General features: G+C 48.8%; 2 tRNA genes and 1 rRNA gene. All 3 read right to left on the bottom strand.

Annotated elements, in window-relative coordinates:
- Positions 1-173: 173 nt before the first annotated feature.
- Positions 174-249, bottom strand: a tRNA-Ala gene (locus DQW12_RS13290).
- 249 nt (positions 250-498) lie between these two features.
- Positions 499-575, bottom strand: a tRNA-Ile gene (locus tag DQW12_RS13285).
- Positions 576-795: 220 nt separating this feature from the next.
- A 16S ribosomal RNA gene (locus DQW12_RS13280) occupies positions 796-853 on the bottom strand; the annotation flags it as partial.

Here is an 853-nt window from a genome sequence, read left to right as displayed (position 1 = left end):
CGATACGCCACCAAAGTTAATCTGGTGAGTTATACTTGGCTTGTTCAAACTTCGTTTGTTTCTTTATCAGCTTGTTCAAATTATTAAAGAGCAACTCACATAATGTGATTGGTCAGTGCTTTTACAAAACACTCAACAATCAATTCATGCGACATGAAAAACAAAGCAGGAAATGGTGGAGCCATGCGGGATCGAACCGCAGACCTCCTGGATGCAAACCAGGCGCTCTCCCAGCTGAGCTATGGCCCCGTATCGTTCAGGCTTGCCATAATGCTCCAGTGCTTCGTTGCGCGCAAACCTCAATCAGTCACATACCATTGAGGTATGCTCCTTCAATCGCTTCACGTGCGCCTCGCCCCGAATCATTCTGGACTGCGCTTCCGACTCCGAGAAAGCTCTTTCGAGCATTTCCTCGGTTTTGGCTGTGTGGCTAGGCAAAGTGTGAGGAAGCATACACCAGTATGCGACGAGCACTTTAACAACGCCAGACAGACAAAATGGTGGGTCTGAGTAGACTTGAACTACCGACCTCACCCTTATCAGGGGTGCGCTCTAACCAGCTGAGCTACAGACCCGTAACCGTTTCCAATACTGATTCCGAGCGTCGGCCTTTGACCTCACCCTCCTCTTCACCTTAGTGAAAGGGGGTGCGCTCTAACCAGCTGACCTACAGACCCAGTATCCGTTTAATTGCGTTAAAAAAACCAGCTTTCGCCGGCCGCAATTAATCTTTGTTTTTCACTATCAAGCCAATCAATCTGTGTGAGCACTTACATTCGATATGCATCTCATCGATAAGGAGGTGATCCAGCCGCAGGTTCCCCTACGGCTACCTTGTTACGACTTCACCCCA

The sequence above is a fragment of the Aliidiomarina celeris genome, assembly GCF_003316875.1.
Lineage (GTDB): Bacteria > Pseudomonadota > Gammaproteobacteria > Enterobacterales > Alteromonadaceae > Aliidiomarina > Aliidiomarina celeris.
This window is presented reverse-complemented; position numbering and strand designations above follow the sequence as displayed.